The organism is Pseudomonas sp. SJZ074 (assembly GCF_007828215.1).
Lineage (GTDB): Bacteria > Pseudomonadota > Gammaproteobacteria > Pseudomonadales > Pseudomonadaceae > Aquipseudomonas.
The window spans coordinates 1-20,186 of sequence record NZ_VIUE01000031.1; the positions used below are offsets into that span (position 1 = coordinate 1).

A 20,186-nucleotide genomic window follows, 5' to 3' on the forward strand; every position below is an offset into this window, starting at 1 on the left:
GGATACGGTCTTCGTATGAATACATGAACTACCTCCAGGTAGTCCAAGATTTCCGCCGCATCCCCGGTGGGTCAGTTTTCAATCAGCGCCGACAGACAACGAGTAGATTTAGCCCACTACACTGCTTATAGCCCGCACTCGTAGCCTTCCCTGACTAAGCGCAGCAGCATGTCTCGCCGGAGTTCACTGCTTATACGAGAAAGCCCCCTCAGACCAAGCTGCACGGGGCTTTCGGGTCTTGAAATCGGTTCAGATCCGTTCGGCACTGCTTATAGTGCACTCAGCCCCTACTCCTCCGAGCAGAGATCGCCATGATCGAGCGCTTGATATCTAGACAGCTTTTTCTCATAGGCGACCAACGTCCGACGCATCTGACGATTCTCACTGGCAATGCTGCGAATCTCTGCCAGACGCTCCTCTACCTGCAAAACGAGGAGACGGTAAGGGGACTTAACAAACTCAAACGAGGAAGCCGGGTATTTGTGCTTTCCGTTGCCTTTGGGAATAGTCAGGGGCGCGAACTTGTTTTTTTGCCCTTGCAGTGGCACCAGTTTGCACCAGTAGATCGAGTACGCATTCGGGCTCGTTTGCTTGATTGAAACGGCAGCCACGACAGATTTAACTCCGGTCTTTTTGTATATCTTCATGGACGCATCCATATATCTTGCGGCCAGGCATCTCGCGACCACAAGCAACTGCTCGTACTGCTGATCCAGCAGGGTGACTATCGTCTGTGCATCTTTACTCATGGCCAAGGCTCTCTTCGCTGTAAGAGCCAAAATGGTGACCGATCGCTGAGCCCCCGGAATTCGATTTCAGACCGTTCTACCGTCGGAAATCTACCGAAAGTGGGTGGATTGGCTCACGTTGTTACCCTGGCTCGAATCAGATAGCCAACAGATGACGACATGTAAGACGCAGGAAAACATGACGTGCAAAGGATGCACAATAGATGACGACGGCAGCCTTGATTCTGAGCAGAACAGGATCAGCACATTGAAGCAGATGATAGCCAGTGGGCGTGTATCCCTGCTCGGCTGCAACCGGCCAGAAGCAGCTGCCCGGCAACTTCCCCGTTAAGCCGTCGTCTCACGGGTTTACCTACTTTAACTTCAATGCTCGCTTCCATTCGGGCGCCTGCCATTCCCACACATAAATTTCCTCAAACGTCTTAGGTAGCAACATGCGACCAATCTCGATGCTTGCCGATAACGGTGTCGCGGGATATAGATGCACCACCCGAGCACCCGCTCCTGTCAGTCGCTGAAGGAAGCCATCGAATTCACGGCGGAAGCTCAGTAGGTGTGTTTCCTTGCGGATAATGCCGCGGTTCGGCAATTCAGCGCGGAACTCAACGACCTCATGGCCGACTGGAAATGCGACCTTACCCGAAATGCTGACGACCACCGACACCTCGCGCGGCAGCACTTTTGGCACGTCGTAGATGTAGCTGGGCTCAGGGCACGTCTCGCGCTTGTCCCATAGCCAGCCGTCGTTGGGCAGGTCCAGGACGTTCGCACGGGTCTTGTCGCCAATCAGCGCTCCGAGCTTCATCAGCATCGGTATCGGCGCAAATCCGGCAATGGTTAAGTGCGCGTCACCGTTACGGTCGACGAGCGCGGGCTGGATACGTCGGTCGTAGTGATCGGTCAGCGCCTTCTCCGCACGAGGCCAGAAGTCCGGGTCGTTGTCCTGGAAGTCGAAGTCGCTACGATTGATATGGATGTGGCTGCCCTGAGGGAACAACTTATAGTCGCTGTTCTCCAGCATCGCGAAGTGAATCTGCTCCACGTCGATGTTGGTTACGTGCGGTCCAATGGGGAACGTCATCAGCAACGGCAAACTCTCCACAACGCCCGTAGCGGAATAGATGCGCTGGATACGAGCCTCATGCTCGCGCTTCATGGCTTGTAGCTGCGGCGTGGTGAACTTGTTCTTCCTTCCATGCCGGTCGATACGAGCGTGGCAGTCATAGCAAGCCAGCATCAGGTTGTTAACGTCCTTGGCTAAGCGCTCCGACTCGCCCTTCACACCCCGCGCGCCTCCAGGACTGTCCGCTATGATGTGCGCGTGCTCGCCCGTGAAGGCCCTTTCCTTGGTCAAGAAGTCGCGCCCCACCGGCTTGCAGCAGCCGCGGAATTCACAGCGACCGGCAGCCGCCACCCAAAGGTCGCGCCGCACATCGACGGGAATGCGAGCGCGGTCCTGGGTTCGAGTTTCTTTCGTCTGAGCAGACGTTTTTACCGTCGCGTCAGCCGGTACCATTGCTTTCTTCGTTGCCAATCTTCTTCTCCAGCTTCAACTCTCTAAACGTGCCTCGGCGGCTCAGTGTCCAAATGCGGATGCTACGTGTGCCGATGATGGGGAAAAACAGGCGATCGCCTTCAAACGTGTCTCCGGACACAGCCTGTTCCCAGTCTAGTCGGTCAATACTGCTGGGCGTTGGGTCGAGTTCAGGGTGCGTGTGCCACAGTCCGAGGTAGGCCGATGTGTGCCCTTGCTCTAGCCAACGCTGGCGGGCGATGTACTCGTGTGTGGACGACCGAAAGAAACTGAACCTGCTGCGGCGGTCGCTGCTCTGGGGAGTGGACACCTCGTCGACGACCACGTCGAGTGAGTCCAGTAAGTGGCGACCTAGTAGGATTCCTCCGGCCTCGCAGTGCCACCAGCGTTGCTGTGCGAACGCTTGCATCTGCCGCAAAGCGTGTTCAACGATTATGAGCCGCTGGGTCGGCGTGACACGGTAAACCAGCCTCATGTCGAATCTACTGGCGCACGGCAGTGGCGGCACGCGCGACCGAACACCTGCCGCGTCGCATCTTCAGGGAGCGTTGTGCGCGCGGCCTGAAACCAAGGCGTCGTGCGTAGTCCATGCTGGGCAGCTACCCGGCCCTCTCCTACCCAGAACCGATAGGAAGGATCTCGGCCTCGATTGCCAGCGGCCACCGCAGTCATCGCCGAAAGGAGGTGCTCAGTTGCCAGCAATCCCGTGCGCCTGGCCTGGATGGGGCCGAACGGAACGAAAGCCCCGGCACAGCCCGTGAGATTGCGTGTGACGGGCTGATTTGGTTCCAAAAAGGACGTGCGCGACGCCAGGGATGGCAGCCCCTCATCGTCACGATAGGCACAGTCTAGGCAGCCTTCACCTTTAGTCCACATCAGCACCGAGTGCCCGCCCAAGTCCAAGGCCTCTAGCCAGGTAAAGACGATAGGCAGGTCAAAACGCTTGTCCTTGAGAACCCGCGAAAATGATCGCTCAATTGACGGCACACCGAACGCGAGAACAATGCCGTCATATTTGCTGATATCAGCAGTTCTGAACCAGGTTTGGGCAGTAGTGCAGACCGGAGTGATGTTTAGGCCTGGGTAACGTCGCTCCAGCGCCAGCTGTAGGCCAGCCGGCTTGCCAATATCGATGTACAGGGGCTGCAGAAGGTGCCGAAAGACGTTGTCCTCCGAATATTCATCGTGGTCTACAACCGTGATCTTGCCCACTCCCGCCGCCGCCAGGGTATCCACTACGACACAGCCGATGGCACCAGCTCCCAGCACGACCACGTGCTTCCCGAGCAGTTCCAGAGACGCACCTCCTCGCTCGCGCATATAGCTGGGAGTATGGCGGCGCATGGTCAGCGGTGTGACCGGTGCCTTCTCGTCAACGATCCCGCGATGAGCACAGAAGGCAATACCGACCAACGAGCGGCCGCCGGCTTGTCGAGGCACCGACACCAGTAGGGCCAGCTGTTTGGGTCCGTTCTTAGACGGACCGAACAACTCGCCCCATAACTTCAGTTGGTCAAGCGACAGCCGCTGGTGAACATCCTCGATGAACGATGCCGTCAGCATATCCGGCCGCACGGGTGGCAATGCCAGCGAGTCGACGTGAACGTACAAGGCCCGCTGCCCCGCGAGCTTGTTGCTATGCACCTCCCAGGGCAAGTCAGCGTCGCGCTCCACGAAGTACCACTTCGGTTTGCCAGTTTTCGAATTCACGAACCCCTTGACCATGCGCGAGGTGCCGTCGACCTCGAAGTAGACGCGGGAGCGCAGTGAGCCCGGCAGGTGCAGCCAGTACCCCTCGAGTTCGTTGAAGAATTCCACGTAGCCAGTGGTGGCATCCGCTGCTGAGTTTTCGAGCAGGTAAAATGCTTTGAGGACTGTGTGCGCCACAATGTCAGCGTGACGGCTAGGGTCGAGCGACAGTCCTTGGCCGTCGTCAATGCACACTACCCCGTTGTAGCTAACATGTGCGAGCGGCTCCTCCGGGGGCAGAGTCCAAACCTTTGGCAGGCGCAACTGCTCCTCGTCGCAATCGACGTATACAGGCCAAGTGCGCGTTGCGCCTGTGAGCTCAACCCCCAGGCAATTCGGTGCTGGGTCTTCTAGGCGAACAACCACGATGCCATGCAAGCCACAAGCAGCTATGACAGCCTCAAGCGCGTCATCGACCTTCGAGGGGGCGGGCGCCTCGATGGAGGACTCCGTCATGCAGAGTTTCCGGTGCTGATTACGGCGGGAGAAACCGCCCTGGCTGTCTCGGACTTCTCGGGCACCTTGAAGTCGTCGCCGAACTGCTTCTTCAAGTGCTTGCAGGCGTCTTCAGGCAGATCCTCGTCATAGGCCTTCTGGAGGGCATCGCGCAGCGCCTCGAGCTTCTCCTTGAAGTTCTTCATCTGCGTGGCTGTTCGCATTGCCATCAGGTCGGAATACGGCTCCACCGGCAAGGCGACCTTCAGACGTAGGTGCAGGCCATCGTCCTGACTGAGTTCGTAGGTGAATTGGCCCAGCATCGTATTGACCCAATCAAGCATCGCCAGCAAGTCGACCGGCTTGCCGGACGTGCCGAAGTTTGGCTTGAACCAGTGAAGTGCAGCCACGGTGAGGGCAATACTCAGCGGTGCGCCGGCGCCCTGGAACTGAACCTGCCGCCAACGTTTAAGGTAGCGGATGCATCGGCGGTACTGGGCCAGCTTGTCGGAGTCCTCGAAAGCACCGCAGACTCGTTTGGTCAGCTCTTTCGGGGCGGAGACCTCCCAAATGCGATGCTCCTCGGCCGAGCTCTCCTTGCCCTTGGCCAGGTAGAGCTTGCCATCATCGCCGTTGGTGTAGACAGCCAAGTCGACGTGGTATGCAATCTCACCACCGCTCAAATAGTTGACGGTCACGCACGGCCGACGGATGACCACGGTGCGAAAGTTCGAATTCACCGCATCGCGCACCTTCTTCTTAAGTGCCACCGGGTCGGGGTATTCATCCTTTGTGCAGTCGAAGATGAGACCGACGTCAATGTCGAAGTTGCCATCCAGCGGCACTACACCGGTGTGCATGGAGTAACTGCCCTGATTGAAGTTGACGAACGATGGCACGTCGTCGCCGAGCTTCTCCCTCAGTGCCGTAACGATGGTATCGCGCTTCTCGCGGAGGGTCGCCTTCTCGTCATCCTCATCGAAACAGATGGAGCTGTGAAAATCTTCGAACTGTTTTTGCACTGACGGCATGCGCCCTCCTGAATCGATGGTGTGTGGCTGGCTTGGACAATGGCTTCTGCGGTTTACCTGTATGTAAAGGCTCATCCTAGTATTTCAAGGGCTACTGCTTGAGCGTCTGCTTACAGGATCCGGGTGCGCCGCTGGCCATGTCCGCTTAGGGCCGTTTTCAGCCAGTTCCAATAGGCGGCTCTTGGCCGATTGTGTTGAAAAAGTCGATCCTTCCAGACTGCCCACATACTGACTGCTGGAAATTCCTTTTTTGCGCGCAGCTATGCGAAGTCTGAGCCTGGAATCCTCTAATCAAAATAAAGATTTCAATCTCAAGCGCGAACTTTTCTGCGGTGGAAACCATGGCCTACTTTTTCAACACAATCGGCCGATTTCTGCCCTCCGCAGCATGATCACCGGTTATCAACAATCTACAAACCAGTTGTAAAAATGGTATCCCGCGCTAACCGAGACAGCACATGTGCCCAGCGTCAATAGAGGCCACTGTCCTTCGACACCAATCCACCACTGTACCTTGAACAGAATAGCTCCCACCAGCACGCAGGACAGAACACCAAGAGCCAGGCCAACCAAAGCGCACAGTCGAGCGGCTAACCCTGGATTCCCACCATGCCAGTTCTCACTAAGGCAAAAGGGACAGTGATTCGACGAAGGCGTATAGCCCCAGAAACCACGGTTGTACGTCGTTCTCGGAACCATAGCTTTGCCACAGTTGTGACAGGTAACCATCGAATGCCTCATACCGCACCTCAGCTCATATCACCCCAAATGAGCCCATGGTGCGTTACCGCGTAAAAAACCCAACGGGATGACCCGCCAGCTACTCAGCGCCCAGATCACCAGATAACCGATACCATCCTGCCCACGACCAACACCATTCCCCTCGGTGGTTGACTGGCTTTCGACTTGCCGAAAACGCTAAATTCAGGACGCCAGTTCAACTCCTTAAATAGCCGCTCATCGGAAATACGTGCACGGGGGCACTTATGGGGGCACTTAATAATGAACCTTTAAATAAATACTTTTAAAACAATATCTTATGTATAAATTTTTAATCCCCCCGGCACACCAGAGAGGCCCGCCCAATGCGGGCTTCGCTGTTTCTGGCTGCTCCACATTGCAGATAGTCCTTGAGGCTTCACGCCCATAGACCCGCGCCTCAGCCACTTTCCAACACCCTCTAGCGCTCTGCCCCACTTAAAACCTGCACCTGACGCTACGCCGACAATTGCACCTAGCCAGCCCCAGGCAAACCATCCCGCTCCACTTGGCCCTCACAAAACTTTACTGCGCTCCGCACTTCGATTCGCAACATAGGAATCCAGGTCCCCGGCGATGCTTCTGTCATGCAGAAACCAGCTCTCAGTAGCCCCTCTAACGAACGTAATCGCCCGAGTCAGGCATCCCGCTCAACAACCCGCCGATGACAATCCTGCGCAGCCAATACCCTGCCCGCCCTTGAACGGACCGTGATGGTCTCGACTGGCTCCGACAAGTCGTTGTCCAGCAGTACCGAATAACGCTCGCCCTTGTTGAAGAGGAAGCGCTCTCCCCACTGGCGCATGCTCACCACGATGGGAAACACGGAGCGTCCCATTTCGGTGAGTACGTATTCCTTGTAGGCACTGCCGTCGGACGCGGGTTGGACTTCGAATACGCCCAACTCCACCAGCATCTTGAGTTTTACCGTCAGGATGTTCTTGGCGAGGCCAAGGCGTTTCTGGAATTCGCTGAAGCGTCGAACATCATCGAAAGCGTCGCGGATGATCATCAACGCCCAACGATCTCCGATGGCTTCAAGGGTCCGCGCCACGGGGCATTCGCTCTGCGCCAGCAGTGCCTGTCTGGCCATGATCTCTTCCACCTTCCTGGACAACGTGTTGATGAGGACGCTCTAGCGCCGGAAAAAACTGGTTGCATATTAAAACCTGGTTTGTTAGAAAACAACGAATCGGTTTTTTTTTGAAACCAGCCTAAAGAAAACGTTTAAGCTGAGAGGCCTTGGAACATGGACGTCGAAGCCGAAAGAACAATAGACGGAGCCGGCACACACCCACCTCGGGTAGGTGCAACCACCCTCAGCCGTCATCAGACACTTCTCTTCGCTATCACCTGTGCGATGGCTGTGGCCAATGTCTATTTCGCACAGCCGCTGCTGGAGTCGATGGCCGCCAGCCTGTCAGTTCAACCCGGCACTATCGGTGTGGTCATCACGGCGACTCAGGCGGGTTATGCGGTAGGCCTGCTGTTCATCGTGCCCTTGGGCGATCTGCTGAATCGCAAGAAACTCATTCTGACGCAGTTGCTACTGTCGGCCGTGGCGTTATGCGCGGTAGGGCTGGCGCAAAGTTGGGGTGTGCTGCTCGGCGCGATGGTGCTGGTCGGCCTGATGGCCGTCGTGGTGCAGGCGTTGGTCGCCTATGCCGCCATGCTGGCGAGCCCGGAGCAGCGCGGCGAGGTCATCGGCACCGTGACCAGCGGCGTGGTGCTGGGCATCCTCCTCGCCCGTTTCGTCTCTGGCGCAGTCGCCGACCAGGCCGGATGGCGGGGTGTCTACTTCGGCTCGGCAGTCTTGATGGTGGGTATGGCGTGGCTGCTGTACCGAAGCATGCCGGCATCGACAATACCGCCGGCCAGGGGCAACTACTGGCAGTTGCTGCGCTCGGTTTTGGAACTGTATCTGACAGAGCGGACGCTGCGCGTCAGAGGCACCTTTGCCTTGTTCATATTCGCTGCATTCAGTGTGCTGTGGACCGCCATGGTGCTGCCGCTGAGCGCGCCGCCACTGTCGCTTTCACATACCCAGATCGGCCTGTTCGGTCTGGCCGGAGTGGCGGGAGCCCTGGCCGCGGCACGCGCCGGGCGATTGGCCGACCAAGGGCTCGGCAATCGCACCACAGGCATTGCCCTAGGGATATTGACCTTGTCCTGGTTGCCCACCGCGTTGGTTGAAAGCTCGTTGCTGGGCATGGTGGTCGGGGTCGTCCTGCTGGACTTCGCCGTGCAAACCGTTCACGTGACCAACCAGAGCCTGATCTTCGCGGCGCGGCCCGGTGCGCAAAGCCGCCTGGTGGGCGCCTACATGTGCTTCTACTCAGTCGGCAGCGGTTTGGGCGCGATTGCTGCCACTTACACTTACGCGCACTTCGGTTGGGTGAGCGTTTGCCTGTTGGGCGCGGCCATCAGCGGCGTGGCCCTGTTGTATTGGTTGTATCTGCGGCTGACGTCAGCATGACACCGCTCACCTTCATCAAGGCGACTCATCAATGAAACCATGGCACTTAGCGTTGGCTGTACTGATCACGGCAATCTGGGGAATCAATTTCTCGGTGATCAAACTGGGGCTGGCCACCGTGGATCCGTTCATCCTGGCTGGCATCCGCTTCAGTCTTTGTGCGTTGCCGGCGATCTTCTTCATCCGCAGGCCTGATGTGCCCTGGCGTTACCTCATCGGTTACGGCCTGGTGTTCGGCATCGGTCTGTGGGGGGTGGTCAACCTGGGCATCAAGGCTGGACTCTCGGCAGGCATCGCTTCCCTGATCCTGCAATTCAGCGCGTTCTTCACCCTGCTGCTGGGCGGCTGGGTGTTCAAGGAAGCACTGACCCGTTTCCAGATGCTGGGCATGCTGATCGCCCTCGGCGGGCTCTCGTGCATCATCATGATCAGCGACGGTTCGGTCAGCCTGCTGGGGGTGTTTCTGGTGCTGGTCGGTGCAGCCTCATGGAGCGTCGCCAACATCATCAACAAGAAGGCCAGAACTCGGGATGTCTTCGGCTTCCTGGTCTGGTCCAGCGCCTTCGCGCCGATCCCGTTGTTCGCCCTCGACTATGCAATCAACGGCAACACCGGCTATAGCTCATTCATCCAGCAGGTAGACACGACCGCCGTGCTGTCGATTCTGTTCCAGGTCTACCCCAATACCCTGTTCGCCTATTGGATCTGGAACTCGTTGCTCAAGACCTACCCGGTATCCACGGTGGCGCCGTTGTCGTTGCTGGTGCCAATTTTCGGGATGCTCGGTTCGGTCTTCGTCTTCCACGAAAGTGTGCCGTTTAACAAAGTGCTGGCGGTGGTGCTGATCGTGCTCGGCTTGGCCGTGGGTCTTTATGGGCAGCGTATTTTCAACGCCATGTTTGCCGTTCCGACCCCACGCTAATGCGACGAAACATAACCAGACGACCCAGACCCCGCCGGCAATGCATACGTCGCCTTCATCCATTCGATCTCAGCCTGGGGCGCCCGACCGAACAGGCGCTTGAATTCACGACTGAATTGCGAGGCACTTTCATAGCCGACATTGAACGCCGCCGTCGAAGCGCTCATTGCGTTGCGCAGCATCAGCAGCCTCGCTTGATGCAGGCGCGTTGACTTCAAGTACTGCATGGGTGAGGCGTCCGTCACGTTGCGAAAGTGCAGGTAAAAGGTGGGCACGCTCATGTTGGCTTCCCGGGCAAGCGCCTCGACGCTGAGACGTTCCGCGTAGCAGCTGTGGATTTTCCGGATCGCGCGGGTGATCTGGCCGAAGTGTCCTTGGCGACTCAATGCGGCGCGCATCGAGCCACCTTGCTCGCCGGTCAGGATGCGGTAGTAGATCTCCCGTATCAGCGATGGCCCGAGTATCTGCGCTTCGCCCGGATGGCTCATGGCCTCAAGAAAACGTAGTGTCGAGGCACACAACTGATCGTCCATGGGCGAGGCGTACATGCCCTTGGGCGGGGCATCGCTTGGGCCGAGAGCTTCGTCGACCTGCAGCATCAACTCGCTGGCCAGTTGCAAGTCGAGGCGCATGTAGACCGCCAACATCGGCTCTGCATCGCTGGCGTCGGTTTCCATGGTAAACGGCACGGGGACCGACACCACCAGGTAATGCTGGGCGTCGTAGACGTAGACGTCATCGCCCAGATAACCGCGCTTGCGCCCCTGGCACAGGATCACGATACCGGGGTCATACAACACCGGCGTACGCGCCAGCGGGCGGTTCGAGCGCAGGAACCGGATGTCCTCCAGCGCGCTGAGATTGTAGCCCTCGACCGGCGCCAGTTTTTCCATCAATTGCACCATCCGCGAAGTGCTTGAGTCGGCCTCAGTCATCGACATCCTCCCGCTTGCCGGTCAACCGTCGGTCGAACGGGTCAGCGCTTCCCATTGATCAATCACGTTGGCCGCATGGCTCAACTTGGCCCGCACCAGGCTCAGCGCATCGCTGCCCAACAATAGGTGCGCAGGTGGCGTCGGGCTGGCAATCACTTGCAGCATCGCTTGCGCAGCCTTCCGCGGATCGCCGAGCTGCTTGCCGCTTTTCTCCTCGCGTGCCCTACGTACCGGATCGAAACTGGCGTCGTAGTCGGCAATGCTACGCGCCGTGCGGCGCATCGAACGACCCGCCCAATCCGTTCGAAACGAGCCGGGCGCGACAGCTGTGACGAAGATGTTAAACGGCCGCAGTTCCTGGCTCAGCGTATCGGAGATGCCTTCGAGGGCGAACTTGCTCCCGCAGTAGTACGCGATTCCCGGCATCGTGATGGTGCCCCCCATGGAGGTGATATTGAGAATGTGACCAGCGCGGCGCGTGCGAAAGTAAGGCAGGAAGGCCTTGATCACCGCCACTGCGCCGAACACATTGACGTCGAACTGACGCCGCATCTCCTCCAGCGGCGACTCTTCGAGAATGCCTTCATGGCCGTAGCCGGCATTGTTGACCAACACATCGACCGGACCATGAGCGGCCTCCGTCGCCGCGACAACGCTGTCGACCCGATCGAAGTCCGTGACATCCAGGATGGCGCCGTGGGCGCGCTCCGTTGAAAGTGCTTCGAAGGCCTGCAAGGCCGCCTCATTGCGCACGGTTCCGATGACACGGTGCCCCGCCGCAAGCGCCTCCCGGGCCAGAGCGTTGCCGAAGCCACTGCTCACGCCGGTGATGAATAGGGTTTTACTGCTGTGCATGGCGAGCTCCAATCGATAGGTACGGGGTTATGGTAGCTATCGAGAAATGGGGCACCTATGCCGGTTTGCCTGAGAGCCTTGCCTATTTCTATCGAGTCCCGGATTAAAGAGCGGGCATCAAATACCAGGCCCGCTCACGTGGGCCGACAACCGTGCCAAGCGATCCCAACCCTCTGCGCTGATCCCCGAGCAATTACTCAATAACAACCTCTCCAGCGGTAACCGCTCCAGCACCGGCACCATGGCTGAGGTGAGCTGCGATTCCCCCGGCCCCGCCGCAAGGGTCAGGTCCCGCAACGGCAGCCCCGCAAGATGAGCGACGCCGGCGTCGGTCAGCCAGGGGCTTTCATATAAGCCGAGACGTCGCAACGGCATGTCACGCAGGCAAGCCAGGTCGGCATCACGCAAGTCCAGGCCACTGATTTCAAGTTGCTCCAACGGCAGGCCCAGCTCGGTCAGTTTGCGCAATGTCTTGCCATCCATGCCCTGGCAGAAACTGAGATTCAGCCGCTTCAGCGGCAGGCCGGCCAGTTGTTTCAGCATCTTCCAGCTCACCTCGTTCAATGACAGGTCCAGCGATTCCAGGCCCAGCCCCTCCAGATCACGTAACGTTTGCGCGCCGATGCCTTGCACGTCAGAAAGCCCCAGGTGCTTGAGCGGAAACCCGTGCAGCACGTCCAGGCGCTCGATCACCTGGCGTGAGCATTTGAGATCCAGATCGGCAATCGGCATGCCTTCGAGCCCCTCGAAGTCGTCCTCGCAGAGGTACGCGGAATGCAACGAAAGCCGTTCGATCGGCAGCTCGCGAATGGCGTCAAGCAGGCTGTCCGAGGCGTAACAGTCATCGAGGCTCAGCGAGCGCAAGGCCGTCATATCGGCAAGCCAGGAAGGATCCCGCAAGATGGCGCCGCTTGAGCTGATGGTCAGTTGTTCGAGTGGATGCGTGCACAAGTGCCGCATTCCCGCTGAAGTCAGCTCTCCGGCGCGTTTCAAGGTGAGTGAGCGCAACTTGAGCGGCGACAGCGCCCGAAGGCCGTCGTCGGTGAGGTCATCGCAACGGTTCAACGACAACTCTTGCAGCCTGCTGCTGCCCAGTTGCCGGAGGAAACTGTCGTCGAAATCTTCGCCATAGGTGTCCAACTTGAGGCAGTGCAGGCGTTCGAGTGACGGCAGACTGGTCGCGTCATCGTCGCGGGAAAAGCTGCTGATCTCCAGATGTTCCAGGGCAACACCCGGCAAACGCCGCCATATATCCGGACCGCAACGGAACCTCGGGCCGTTGAGTATCAGCGTGCGTAACGGCAGCCCGGCCAATGCATCAAGCCAATGCGACTCGGCATCGTCCAGCTCCACATGATCCACCGGCAGTCCGCGAAGCTGCGACAACAAGGGGCCAGGGCGATTCCTATGGGGTGTGGTGTTCAACTGGGCAATCACGGCCATGGCGGCCGGATCGCAGAGGCCGGCGGCGACACGCAAACCCTCCAGCGAAACCTCCGCCGTATCAAGCAGGTCGCGATAAAGCGCGACGCGCGCGGCAATGTCATCGGGTGCGGTGGCGAGTTGGGCGATCAGGGTGCTGCGGCTGGGGGGCTGCACGGTCTATGTGTCCGAAGTAAGCAGGTTGCGTATGCTGCCGCAAAAAACGGATTTGATCATCGACCAACCCCAAACTTTTGATAAAAAGCGCTTCAGTTTCTCCGACGATGGCCTGCGCATTCGCGCCGTGCAGGGGCACTCAACCGGTACCGTCAGTCTTCAATATGTAGAAAAAGAACCACCGGAGCTTCTTTACCATGGCACTGCCACGCGCTTTCTGGAGTCGATCAGGGAAAAAGGGCTGACTCCAGGCCCCCGTCACCATGTGCATCTGTTGCAGGACATGCAAACGGCTATCACCGTTGGGCAGCGTTATGGAAAGCCTGTGGTACTGAAAGTTGACGCCCTTCGAATGCACCAGCAGGGTTTCAGGTTCTTCCAGGCCGAAAATGGGGTTTGGTTAACGGACAGGCATGCACCAAGGAAGGCCCTGGCGAGAGATCGCATAAACTTTTCTTCACCCTGCCCACGGCTGTTATTCGGTAAAGTCCCCTCGCTCATTCAAGAAACTAAGGTTTAGCCCGCTCTCCCGCGGGCTTTTTTTTGCCTTCGATTCAGGCGGAGGGCTGTACGTCACCCAGCTCAGGCAGGCGTTGCGCGCCCTGCGATGAAACCCTGGGCGATACAGGTTGCTCCAAGGCCGCTCGCCCATAAAAGGCCAATGCCATCAGCCAACAACTCAACCATACGAAGATCCCCGCCCAAAAGGTGTGGGACATGTAGTGCCATCCCTGTAGGACTCGCGTTGTGCCGTAGACAAACCCTAAGGCCAGCGCCCCGTACATCAGCGCTTTCGAGTGACGCCAGCGATAGCGGCGTGCGACGAAGTATAGCGCCAGCATGGTAAAGCCTCCGGAGGCATGTCCACCGGGCCAGCAGCGCCCCTCCCCGGCGACTTTCAGCAGGTTGAAGTTCTGGTACCACTCCTTGTGTTCGATCTTGCCGGCGTACTGGGTGGTTTCCACCGGGCAGTACACGCTGGTATGGCCCTTGAGGTAATGAATGACACCGGTACTGAGGGAAAAAGCAAAGACGACATAGAGGAAATCACGACGGTGTTTGTAGGCAAAACGCAGCGGCTTACTCAACCTGAGTTTGTCCAACAGACGCAGCAGCCCAGGGCGCTTCTCCGGCCGGAATATCGGCCAGAAAAACGACAACAGCGCACCGACGATGGCCGCCTCGCCGGTCCAGTTGGGTATGACCCTGGCCCACTTGTGGGTGATTTTCTCGAACAGGTGCACATGCTCCAACGGGAACACTTGGTGTACGGGGTCGTAGAAGAAATCACTGATGGCGATGTCGATGCGGGTCATGTCGAACAACAGGAACACCACCGCGGCACAGAGCAACGGAATTCCGAGATTAAGCCCATAGAAACGGGCGCGAGCAGACGTCAGCATGGGCTGTCCTAGTCGTGGGAAAAGTTACTGAAACGTCACCGAGCGCCAGTCAGACGCTTCGATAAAACCGAGCAACCGAGGCACTTGTGGTTCGGCGGTGGAAACAAACAGCGACGCACCATAGCCAAACGTCGAGGTCGGTCGCTTGAGCGAGGTTTCCAATGCCTGCATACATTCGCTATGGGTCACCAGGATCAGGTTGTGCCCGGCCACCTTGTGGGCCAGGGCGTTGCGCAGCAGGTCACGCCGGCAGTTGATCAACCAATCGTCGCCAGCGCTCACCTTGTTGAACATGTACCCCGCCGTCTGGGCCGTGCGGGTGGCCGGACTGTTGTAGATGTCGGTGTTATCCAGGCCCAGTTGCTCGAACCGGGCACCAAGACCTACCGCGACGGCACGGGCCCGGTCAGTGATGCCGGCAGGATCGTTCAGGCACGCAGCCTTGGAGTGATCGCAGCGCTCGACATGGCGCACCAACACGATCATTTCCCCCTTGGCCCAGCCTTCGGCCAACGTCCGGGCGCCGGCGACGTTGCCATGGGCCAGGTCCGGCACCGCCGCCGGGCTCAGCAACCAGAGGGTCAACGGAATCACGAGCAATGCCGAGGCCAGGATGACTGCGGCGTTTTGGTAGCGGGCAAACCGGCTTGTCTCGATCGAACGCGTCAAGCCGAAAAAACTCAGTCTCAGTTCCACATCAAGCCGCCCCGACGGCATCCACCCCAGTCATTCGATGGCGTGACAGTAGAGACGGCGGCGTAGGCAGGCAGTGAAATGGATGTGAAAAAAAGCTTGGTACACGCGCCTGAAGATTCGCTGACGTGCAGGATCCCGGGGAAAAAAACTTTCAGATATCGAACCGGTGGCCGATACAGGCCTGCTCCCTATTTTGCTGGCTTAACAACAACAATCTTCCAGCCAACCGACGATCAAGCAGTACAACGTTCCTGGAGGAATTTGATGAATAGCTGGTTTGGCAACATTAGCGTAAACATGAAACTGGGCCTGGGCTTCGGCCTGGTGCTGCTCCTGACCTGCATCCTGGCCGTGACCGGTTGGAACAGCCTGGGCGGGCTGATCGACCGCAGCAACTGGATGAGCGACATCACCCAGCTCAACGCCGGGCTGACCAAGCTTCGGGTCACTCGCTTGCAATACATGTTGACCAACGGCGACGAGACGGCCGCACAGACTGTGCAGACCACCCTTGATGGTTTCGTGGCGCAACAGAATGCGCTGCTGAGCAGCTTCAAGAGCCCGGAGAACGTCAAGCTGCTCAAGGCGCAGAGCGCGACCATCGGCGCCTACCAGACGTCCCTGAACAAAATGCGCAGCGCCTACCGCACCGGCAACACGGCCCGCGACGCCATGGGTGCCAACGCCGAAACGGCTTACAAACTGATCGAGGTGATTGGCGCCGATGTGGCGCAGATGACTCCGGGCGATGAGCGCTTCGCACAGTTCCAGGCGATCACCCAGGCGAAACAGGCGTTCATGCTGGCCCGCTATGAAGTCCGCGGCTATACCGCCAACAGCAATGCCGATACGGAACAGAAAGCCGTCGCCCAACTGGACGCCGCCATCGCATCGCTCAAACCGCTGAACCTGCATTTCGCCAGCACTCGTCAAGATGAACTGCGCCAGCTGGAAAACGCCCTGAGCCAATACCGCAGTGCCTTGCAGGCCTTCAAGTCGGCCACTGCCGACGCCGTGCAGGCGCGCAAGGAAATGACCGAGCAAGGCGCGACCATCGTCAACCAGAGCGAACAGCTGTATCAGATCCAGCTGGACCGCCGCGACGCCGAAAGCGCCCAGGCCCGCACGCTGCAATTGATCAGTACGTTGCTCGCCCTGCTGGTGGGCATCATTGCCGCCGTGATCATCACGCGACAGATCACCCGGCCGCTGAGCGAAACCCTGACCGTGGTCGAACGCATTGCCAACGGCGACCTGTCGCACAACGTCATCGTCACCCGCCGCGATGAACTGGGTGTGCTGCAGCAGGGCATTGCCCGCATGGGCGTGACCCTGCGCGACCTTATCAGCGGCATCCGTGATGGCGTGACCCAGATCGCCAGCGCCGCCGAAGAGCTGTCCGCCGTCACCGAGCAGACCAGCGCCGGGGTCAACAGCCAGAAAGTCGAGACCGATCAGGTCGCGACCGCCATGCACGAAATGACCGCCACCGTGCAGGAAGTAGCCCGCAATGCCGAAGAAGCCTCCCATGCAGCGGCCGCAGCGGACGGCGAAGCCCGTGCCGGCGATCAGGTGGTCAACGAAGCCATCGCCCAGATCGAACGCCTCGCCAGCGAAGTGGTACGTTCCACCGACGCCATGACCGTGCTGCAACAGGAAAGCGACAAGATCGGCAGCGTCATGGACGTGATCAAGGCCGTGGCCGAACAGACCAACCTGCTGGCCCTCAACGCCGCGATCGAAGCGGCGCGCGCGGGTGAAGCCGGTCGCGGTTTTGCGGTCGTCGCCGATGAAGTCCGTGGCCTGGCCCAACGCACACAGAAATCCACCGAGGAAATCGAAGGCCTGGTGGCCGGCCTACAGAACGGCACCCAGCAGGTGGCGGCCGTGATGAACAACAGCCGCAGCCTCACCGACAGCAGCGTGGCCCTGACCCGCAAGGCTGGGGTATCACTGGAGAACATCACCCGCACGGTGTCGAACATCCAATCGATGAACCAGCAGATCGCCGCCGCAGCCGAACAGCAAAGCGCCGTGGCCGAGGAAATCAGCCGCAGCATCATCAACGTGCGCGACGTGTCCGAACAGACCGCCGCCGCCAGCGAAGAAACCGCCGCCTCCAGCGTTGAACTGGCGCGGTTGGGCAATCAGTTGCAGATGATGGTCAGCCACTTCCGCGTCTGACGATTGCCCGCGATCGCGGTGGACCTGCCACAACAATGTCGCAGGTGCCGCCGTCATCGCGAGCGGGCTCCCTCCCACAGGGTTCTGCGATGCGCCTCAGATCCCTTGTGGGAGCGGGCTTGCTCGCGAAGGCGGTGGGTCAGCCACTTCAAGGCTGGCTGAGCCCACAGGCGTTACATCCACACAGCCCTCGAATCGCCCTTTCGTACACATTGCCCGGCCTCGGTCCTACCGTCTTCCTCTGCGCGCTCCTGTACGGTTTTGTCCTGAATAAGGACATTCCGCTCGCTCAGGAGATAGACCCATGGATGACAGCAACGACTCTTTGTTGCACCGGCTCGTTGACTCCCCAAAAGCCGATTTCAAAACAGCCATGCAGCGCATGGGATTGAATTCGGTATTCGATATCACACGCATGGACAAGGCGCAGTTCGCCCTTGAACTGGCCAGGCACTGCGACGCGGATGCCGGGCAGGCTTACGACAACGCTTGGAACTATGCGGGGCAGATCAGCCGTCTGTATCAGGAACATCAAATATCGTCCAGCGATACCAGGCAACGTCTCCGACGCAGCTCGCAGCCGGACTCAACGTCAGCGCGCATCGGCTATCAAGCGCTATTCGAAGAGAAATGGGACCAGTTCTGCAACGAAGGCGATATCGCCGCAATCGACTCCCCCGTGGCGTACCTGCGGGCGCTGTATCTGTTTGCCGGGCAGTTGGAAAGCCTGGCATCGCCCACTGAGCGGATCACCCTGGAGCAACGACGGCCGGACCTCAAGAAGCTGATGCTCGATCAACAGAGTGCCTTCGCCACGCAGCCGATGCTCGCAATCGTCAATGCCACCTTGCAAAGCAATATCGAAGTGCACTTGGCCAAAACCAAGGGGAACCGGACCGTGCAACAGGCATTGGCCAGCGAGCATTACCCCTTCTCACTGCCCTACGATCTGCACCACCACCAATGTCTGCTGGGGCTGGGCGCAGGTAAACCGGCGCTGGGCGAATTGAATTACCGGATCAGCCTGAAGCTGCCATTCTCACAAGACGGGGCAACTTACGGAGGCGTATCGCAGTCGCGTCTCGAAGCGCAAAGGTTGTTGTCCGGGCTCAGTCCGGAACAACAGACGCTGCTGATCGCACCGATCGCCTCAACTTCCAGCCTTGAGGCATTACACAAAAGCTATGGCACTCAAGACATCACGCGTCTGGCTGAGATAGATTTTTTCAAGGAGCGCACCGGGCTGACGTCCAAACAGATTGAACAATTACTGGCGGCGGGCGAATACGCCCCCCGAAGCTCCGTCAATAGCCCGGCCCCCACTCGAGAATATTATGGGGCCAGCTACATCAACATGCGCGAAACGAACCATGCCTTGAGCAAGAACGGCTCTTTCGACCAGCCTGAACACCTCGACCGTTTCGACCACCTCTCCCCTGGACGCCTCGACCGTATGCAGCGAATGATCCGCCTGCATCGCTGGACCGATATCCCCTTTGCCGAACTGGACACGCTGATCGTCAATGCCTTGCGGTCAGAAGGTAACTACACGCTCAACGCCAAAACAATGCGCGCTCTTGGCATCTACCGTTATCTGAATCGACGCCATGGCATCACACCTGAAGAATTTGCCTCTTTCCTCCACGACATGCCGATAGCCGCTTGCGGGAACCGGGTACCGCTGTTCGATCAGGTGTTCAATCGCACCCGGCTGCTCGAAAACCCTGTGTGGCAAAACCCGAAGAAGCAGCTGCTCGCCACGGATCAGCAAACCCTCAGTTACCTGAGTGCCGGCCTTGGACTTCCGATTACCCAGGATTCACTGCTGTTACTAATACACCAGGCCGAGAAATACCTGCCTGCGTTGCAACATAATTTACCCACTGCCTCTTCGCTCTACCGTCAGGCCCGTATCGCCCGGATGCTGGGTTTGTCACCCCTTGAATGCACGGAGCTGGCGCGGTTATTGGGCGGCGACGATTTCTGCAAGGCGCTGGTGACCGGAAAACTGAGCACCTCAGGGGCTTCGCAACCGGACATTCTCGACGTGCTGATGGCAATGGACTGGGCGGTTGACTGGCTCAGGCAAAACGATCGGGACGTGCTGCAATGGTGTCGCCTGTTCGATGAAACGACAAATGACTTGCCGCTCAATGAAAATCTGGAACAGCAGTTGGCGAAACTCCAAGCGGACGCCAGCCTCTCCCACGACCCTCAGCGTCTGGTAGAAACGTTGCTCCACGACCTTATGGACCTGGCTGCCGAATACGTCCCGTCCCTCCTGCATATGGCCGGTAGCGATGCAGCAGCAGTCGTCGCGGCCATCAACGCATCCCCCGGGGTCATGCCACCTTTGCTGGCAACATTGCTTCGCATTGCCGAGGCCTGCAGGCATCTGCACCTGAGCAGCAGCACCCTGGCGACACTGATGGAGAACCCGGCATGGCTGGCCTCGTACACCTCAAAAAGCTTGCAGCCCCAGACACTGTATCTGCTTGAGCGCTTCAGTCATTGCGTCCGCCACCAGGCACAGTCGGAAGAAAACCTGCTGCACTACCTGCAGGTTGCCAATCAGGACGGACCGCACCTGGAAAAAGAAGCCAATCGCCTGCTCGCCAACCTCCTGAACTGGAGCCCCGAGGAGGTCAGCAGCCTGACGGCATTGCTTGCGCCAAAACGCGCAACGACGATGGAAGCAGTGGACTGGGTCATGCGCTGCCAGGCGTGCTGTGTGAGTACGGGGCTGTCGGCGGACCTACTGCTCAAGGCAACTGCACTGAAGACCCAAAGCCCCGCGGCGGACTGGAAAATAGTCGGTGAAGCATTGATCGCTGCCTGCCATTGACCGGCGCAGCCACC

At 58.8% G+C, this 20,186-nt stretch carries 16 protein-coding genes; 5 read left to right on the forward strand and 11 right to left on the reverse strand.

Translation table 11 applies throughout. The features are described from left to right. Positions 1–287 precede the first annotated feature (287 nt). The 6 genes from mobI to FBX99_RS24405 all read right to left on the reverse strand — a co-directional run bounded on the left by mobI (position 288) and on the right by FBX99_RS24405 (position 7,350). A complete protein-coding gene (gene mobI, locus FBX99_RS24375; RefSeq protein WP_144930478.1) occupies positions 288–749 on the reverse strand; it encodes a conjugative transfer protein MobI(A/C) in 462 nt (153 codons plus the stop codon). Positions 750–1,101: 352 nt separating this feature from the next. Further along, on the reverse strand, positions 1,102–2,283 hold the full coding sequence (locus FBX99_RS24380) for an SAVED domain-containing protein (protein ID WP_144930479.1): 1,182 nt from the start codon (positions 2,281–2,283) through the stop codon (positions 1,102–1,104). Then, complete coding sequence (locus FBX99_RS24385) at positions 2,252–2,758, reverse strand: Mov34/MPN/PAD-1 family protein (RefSeq protein ID WP_144930480.1); 507 nt, start codon at positions 2,756–2,758, stop codon at positions 2,252–2,254. Before FBX99_RS24385 ends, FBX99_RS24380 begins: the two co-directional genes overlap by 32 nt. Next, a complete protein-coding gene (locus FBX99_RS24390; protein ID WP_144930481.1) occupies positions 2,755–4,488 on the reverse strand; it encodes a ThiF family adenylyltransferase in 1,734 nt (577 codons plus the stop codon). The genes FBX99_RS24385 and FBX99_RS24390 overlap by 4 nt, the downstream gene beginning before the upstream one ends. Further along, positions 4,485–5,498, reverse strand: coding sequence for a nucleotidyltransferase (locus tag FBX99_RS24395; RefSeq protein ID WP_144930482.1), 1,014 nt, complete (start codon positions 5,496–5,498; stop codon positions 4,485–4,487). The genes FBX99_RS24390 and FBX99_RS24395 overlap by 4 nt, the downstream gene beginning before the upstream one ends. 1,396 nt (positions 5,499–6,894) lie before the next feature. Next, the gene (locus tag FBX99_RS24405; protein ID WP_144930483.1) at positions 6,895–7,350 is read right to left on the reverse strand and encodes a helix-turn-helix domain-containing protein; all 456 of its coding nucleotides are present in this window, start codon (positions 7,348–7,350) and stop codon (positions 6,895–6,897) included. Between the two features lie 156 nt (positions 7,351–7,506). Between FBX99_RS24405 and FBX99_RS24410 the strand changes: the two genes are divergently transcribed. Together FBX99_RS24410 and FBX99_RS24415 are read left to right on the forward strand one after the other, a co-directional pair. After that, positions 7,507–8,733 carry an MFS transporter gene (locus tag FBX99_RS24410; RefSeq protein ID WP_145133165.1) on the forward strand — a complete coding sequence of 409 codons (1,227 nt, stop codon included), beginning with the start codon at positions 7,507–7,509 and terminating at the stop codon, positions 8,731–8,733. Between the two features lie 31 nt (positions 8,734–8,764). Next, the gene (locus tag FBX99_RS24415) at positions 8,765–9,655 is read left to right on the forward strand and encodes an EamA family transporter (protein WP_145133167.1); all 891 of its coding nucleotides are present in this window, start codon (positions 8,765–8,767) and stop codon (positions 9,653–9,655) included. On the opposite strand, the gene FBX99_RS24420 is transcribed toward FBX99_RS24415, so the two are convergent. From FBX99_RS24420 to FBX99_RS24430, 3 genes are all read right to left on the reverse strand, one after another. Further along, positions 9,652–10,590: an AraC family transcriptional regulator gene (locus FBX99_RS24420; protein ID WP_145133169.1), complete on the reverse strand. Its 939-nt coding sequence runs from the start codon at positions 10,588–10,590 to the stop codon at positions 9,652–9,654. The two genes, FBX99_RS24415 and FBX99_RS24420, sit on opposite strands and share 4 nt — an antisense overlap. A gap of 21 nt (positions 10,591–10,611) precedes the next feature. Beyond that, positions 10,612–11,445: an oxidoreductase gene (locus FBX99_RS24425; RefSeq protein ID WP_144930487.1), complete on the reverse strand. Its 834-nt coding sequence runs from the start codon at positions 11,443–11,445 to the stop codon at positions 10,612–10,614. A 117-nt stretch (positions 11,446–11,562) separates the two neighbouring features. Continuing rightward, a complete protein-coding gene (locus FBX99_RS24430) occupies positions 11,563–13,044 on the reverse strand; it encodes a leucine-rich repeat domain-containing protein (RefSeq protein ID WP_145133171.1) in 1,482 nt (493 codons plus the stop codon). Between the two features lie 31 nt (positions 13,045–13,075). Between FBX99_RS24430 and FBX99_RS24435 the strand changes: the two genes are divergently transcribed. Then, on the forward strand, positions 13,076–13,564 hold the full coding sequence (locus tag FBX99_RS24435) for an RNA 2'-phosphotransferase (protein ID WP_256662551.1): 489 nt from the start codon (positions 13,076–13,078) through the stop codon (positions 13,562–13,564). A 34-nt stretch (positions 13,565–13,598) separates the two neighbouring features. Here FBX99_RS24435 and FBX99_RS24440 read toward each other — a convergent pair whose 3' ends face one another. Together FBX99_RS24440 and FBX99_RS24445 are read right to left on the reverse strand one after the other, a co-directional pair. After that, positions 13,599–14,447 carry a phosphatase PAP2 family protein gene (locus FBX99_RS24440; RefSeq protein WP_144930490.1) on the reverse strand — a complete coding sequence of 283 codons (849 nt, stop codon included), beginning with the start codon at positions 14,445–14,447 and terminating at the stop codon, positions 13,599–13,601. 24 nt (positions 14,448–14,471) lie between these two features. Continuing rightward, a complete protein-coding gene (locus FBX99_RS24445) occupies positions 14,472–15,143 on the reverse strand; it encodes a histidine phosphatase family protein (protein WP_144930491.1) in 672 nt (223 codons plus the stop codon). A 264-nt stretch (positions 15,144–15,407) separates the two neighbouring features. On the opposite strand from FBX99_RS24445, the gene FBX99_RS24450 reads away from it, so the two are divergent. Both FBX99_RS24450 and FBX99_RS24455 read left to right on the forward strand, forming a co-directional pair. Next, the gene (locus tag FBX99_RS24450; protein ID WP_145133173.1) at positions 15,408–17,327 is read left to right on the forward strand and encodes a methyl-accepting chemotaxis protein; all 1,920 of its coding nucleotides are present in this window, start codon (positions 15,408–15,410) and stop codon (positions 17,325–17,327) included. A gap of 304 nt (positions 17,328–17,631) precedes the next feature. After that, positions 17,632–20,172, forward strand: coding sequence for a Tc toxin subunit A (locus tag FBX99_RS24455; protein ID WP_145133175.1), 2,541 nt, complete (start codon positions 17,632–17,634; stop codon positions 20,170–20,172). Positions 20,173–20,186: the final 14 nt, after the last annotated feature.